The 3,530-nt window shown below is 43.5% G+C and carries 5 protein-coding genes; all 5 read right to left on the reverse strand.

All coding sequences use genetic code 11. The annotated features are described in order from the left end of the window. Positions 1-73 precede the first annotated feature (73 nt). Positions 74-817: a 3-oxoacyl-ACP reductase FabG gene (fabG, locus tag MED121_RS00100; protein WP_009831526.1), complete on the reverse strand. Its 744-nt coding sequence runs from the start codon at positions 815-817 to the stop codon at positions 74-76. 82 nt (positions 818-899) lie between these two features. Next, positions 900-1,829 carry an ACP S-malonyltransferase gene (gene fabD, locus MED121_RS00105; RefSeq protein ID WP_009831527.1) on the reverse strand — a complete coding sequence of 310 codons (930 nt, stop codon included), beginning with the start codon at positions 1,827-1,829 and terminating at the stop codon, positions 900-902. After that, positions 1,826-2,806 (reverse strand): fatty acid synthesis protein, encoded by a 981-nt coding sequence (locus MED121_RS00110; protein ID WP_009831528.1) that lies wholly within the window; start codon positions 2,804-2,806, stop codon positions 1,826-1,828. Before MED121_RS00110 ends, fabD begins: the two co-directional genes overlap by 4 nt. 13 nt (positions 2,807-2,819) lie before the next feature. Then, a complete protein-coding gene (gene rpmF, locus MED121_RS00115) occupies positions 2,820-2,999 on the reverse strand; it encodes a 50S ribosomal protein L32 (RefSeq protein WP_009831529.1) in 180 nt (59 codons plus the stop codon). A gap of 10 nt (positions 3,000-3,009) precedes the next feature. Continuing rightward, positions 3,010-3,530 (reverse strand): YceD family protein (locus MED121_RS00120; RefSeq protein ID WP_009831530.1); only part of this gene is annotated, 521 nt, incomplete at its 5' end.

Below are 3,530 nucleotides of genomic sequence, written 5' to 3' on the forward strand. Positions count from 1 at the left end.
GTCTTTACGACGTGATTCTCAAGATGAACCGGACAGCTATTTTCGTTGATATCGTTAGAAAATTCAACTCAAATTACGCCATATACATGCCGCCATTAACATGTATTGTTTCACCCGTAATATATGAAGCACCTTCTGATGCCAAAAATGCGACTGCAGCCGCAATTTCTTCAGGTTGACCAAGACGAGACGCTGGGACTTTTTCAGTCAAAGCGGCTTTATGCTCTTCTGGTAATACCTTAGTCATATCTGTTTCGATAAAGCCTGGCGCCACACAGTTTACAGTGATTCCACGGGATGCAATTTCAGAAGCCAAAGAGCGACTAAAACCTTCTAAGCCAGCTTTTGCCGCAGAATAGTTTGCTTGACCTGGATTACCCATAGAGCCAACAACTGAACTGATGCTAATGACACGGCCGAATTTTGCTTTAGTCATACCACGCATACAGGCTTTAGTGACACGATACACAGAAGACAAGTTAGTGTTAATAACAGAATCCCACTCATCTTCTTTCATGCGAAGCATAAGGTTATCACGAGTAATACCTGCATTATTAACCAAGATTGTTGGCGCTGCAAAATCTGCTGTGATGGCTTTTACCACCTCAGTTACAGAATCTGCATCGGCAACGTCTAGTACATAACCTTTACCTGCATTACCTGCTTCTGCAAGGTAATCAGAGATACTTTGCGCACCTGATTCACTTGTTGCTGTACCGATTACGGTTGCACCTTGTTGACCTAGCAACAAAGCAATCGCTTTACCTATACCGCGCGTAGCACCTGTTACTAGAGCTATTTTGCCTTCAAGACCCATCACTGTCTCCGTTTTACTTATCGTAATTATATTAAATCGTTGTTATTGAAGTGTTTATATTCATAAACACGTCAAATAGCAATTACTTATTTTCGCTAATTGCTGCATCAAAACTGGCGGCATCTGCAATTGTTGCTGCACCTAGGCCCTTCACAATACGTTTATTCAAACCAGATAAAACCTTGCCTGGGCCACACTCTAAGGTTTGAGTGACACCTAGATCAGACAATAATGCAACAGTTTGCGTCCATAACACAGGCTCACTTAACTGGGCTAACAAATTAGCCTTTAACTGTGCCGGATCAGACTCTGCTTTGGCTGTTACATTTTGAATCAAAGTACAGTTAGGCGCACTAAATTCAATTTTTTCAAGATCATGTGCTAACTTTTGCCCAGCTGGAATCATCAATTCACAGTGAGATGGCACACTCACTGGCAAAGGCAATGCTCGCTTCGCACCAGCCTCTTTAGCCGCTGCCATAGCGGCTTCTACTGGCGCAACATGACCTGCAATCACGACCTGACCTGGCGAGTTAAAGTTAACAGCACTCACGACACCTTCAACACCTTCACAAGCGGCAACCACTTGATCATCTGCTAAGCCAATAATGGCAGCCATAGCCCCTTCACCTGCTGGAACAGCCTGTTGCATATACTCACCACGAAGGCGGACGAGATTAACTGCGTCTTCAAACGCCATCACACCAGAACATACTAAAGCAGAGTATTCACCCAAACTATGACCTGCAACATAAGCAGGCTGTGCTCCACCTTCTTGTTGCCACAAGCGCCACAAAGCAACACTTGCCGTTAACAAGGCTGGCTGAGTTTTATCTGTTTGGTTAAGCTTTTCCGCATCATTTTGCACAAGTGCCCAAAGATCGTAACCTAGCACCTCAGATGCTTCAGCAAATGTTTCTTCAATGACACTATGAGTTTCTGCAAGATCTGCCAACATACCCAATTGCTGAGAACCTTGTCCTGGAAAGACAAAAGCTAATTCGTTTTTCATTCGATTTCCTCTCTAGTCAATCGCGCCTCAATTTTTTTAGATAGTTGAGTTCGCGCTATATCAATTCCGTATTCAACCGCCCCCATCATGGCAGGCACATCTGAATCCCCATGACTTTTTACCAAATTGCCGCGCACGCCCACAAGGCAAGCCCCGTGACGACGCTCATTTTGGTAAAGAGACTCAAGTACCTGATTTGAGCTTTTCATCTGTGTGCTTTTTTCAATTAAGAAGCTTAACAGCCCCTCAGACGCTTTTAATACCGCGTTACCTACCATACCGTCACAAACAATGACGTTTTTATCGCCGGAAAAAAGCTCATGGCCTTCGGCATAACCTAAATAGTTTGGCCATGTTTTTGCTGATAACAAGTCATCTACTTGCCTGACAATATTACTCCCTTTGCTGGCTTCTACACCGACATTAAGCAAGCCCACTTTAGCCGCAACACCACTAACCTCTTCAACATAAGCCGAACCTAATTGCGCAAAGCCAACCAACATACTGGCAGGACAATGAACATTGGCACCTAGGTCAACCAAGCAACGTAAAGGTTTTACACTTAACTCTCGCATCAATGCCGGATACAACTTAGGCCTAATGAGTCCCAAGAGATATCTCGCTAAAGCAACCATCACCCCTGTGTTACCACAGGTCACAACCACATCACTTCGCCCCTGTTTCAAACTTAAAATCGCTTGATACAGGCTTGCCTCTTTACGTCGAAACAAACTTCTGTCTAACACTTCGTCCACAGTAAATGAGTCATGACAATCAATTAAGGTCAAGCGAGCTAAATCATGCTTTGGAAGCTGAGTAAGATATTGGTTCGATAAATGAGATTTACAAGGGCTTGACTCATGATAATAGAGCTGAATCTCAATATCAGAGTATTTTGAGAGGAGAATGCTTGCACATTGAAATGCAATGCAGGGACCTAAGTCCCCGCCCATAGCGTCTAAAGCTACCCTAATCATATGGGTATCTTAGTTACTCACCTTTTGGGGTAATAACTTGACGACCACGGTAAAAACCGTCTGCAGAGATGTGGTGACGACGATGAGTTTCACCTGTAGCTTGTTCTACAGATAAAGCTGCACCAGTCAATGCATCATGAGAACGGCGTTGGCCGCGACGTGAACGAGTCACTTTACTTTTTTGTACTGCCATTTTGGAGCTCCTAACTTTTGGCCTTTAATTGGGCCAATATACTAAATGGATTCGGATTTTCTTCGTCATCCGGGGCGTCATCGGTAGACGATGCATACTTTAAAGCTATTGGGTTGCAACCACTTTGATCATGATAAGCAACTACTGGTAGCGCCAGAAGTAATTCTTCTTCTATCATTTTAGCTAAAACAATCTCACCCTCAGTCATGACAACTGGGTCAAATTCAGTTGAAATATTTTTAGCATGATCTTCGTCATAAACGAATGCCAATGCTAACTCTATATCAACATCATAAGGAGTAGGTTCCATACATCTTTGACAGATGAGTTGAACCTGAGTCTTAAGATTGCCAGTCGCAATATAGCGCCTATCTTCATCAACTTTAAAGTTCAGATGAACAGCCACTTCGCCAACATCAGACGCCAAGGCAGCACAAAGCTCCTTAAGCTGGTTAAGGGAAATTTGTCCTTCAAGTGCCATTTCGTGATTGGCATACTTGCGAGGGTCTATATATATGGGTAATGAGCTAT

Source organism: Marinomonas sp. MED121 (assembly GCF_000153025.1).
Classification (GTDB): Bacteria; Pseudomonadota; Gammaproteobacteria; order Pseudomonadales; family Marinomonadaceae; genus Marinomonas.

Coding starts and splice junctions, on each gene's coding strand:
- MED121_RS00110 (WP_009831528.1), bottom strand. CDS start 2,806: ATGATTAGGGTAGCTTTAGACGCTATGGGCGGGGACTTAGGTCCCTGC.
- fabD (WP_009831527.1), bottom strand. CDS start 1,829: ATGAAAAACGAATTAGCTTTTGTCTTTCCAGGACAAGGTTCTCAGCAA.
- fabG (WP_009831526.1), bottom strand. CDS start 817: ATGGGTCTTGAAGGCAAAATAGCTCTAGTAACAGGTGCTACGCGCGGT.
- rpmF (WP_009831529.1), bottom strand. CDS start 2,999: ATGGCAGTACAAAAAAGTAAAGTGACTCGTTCACGTCGCGGCCAACGC.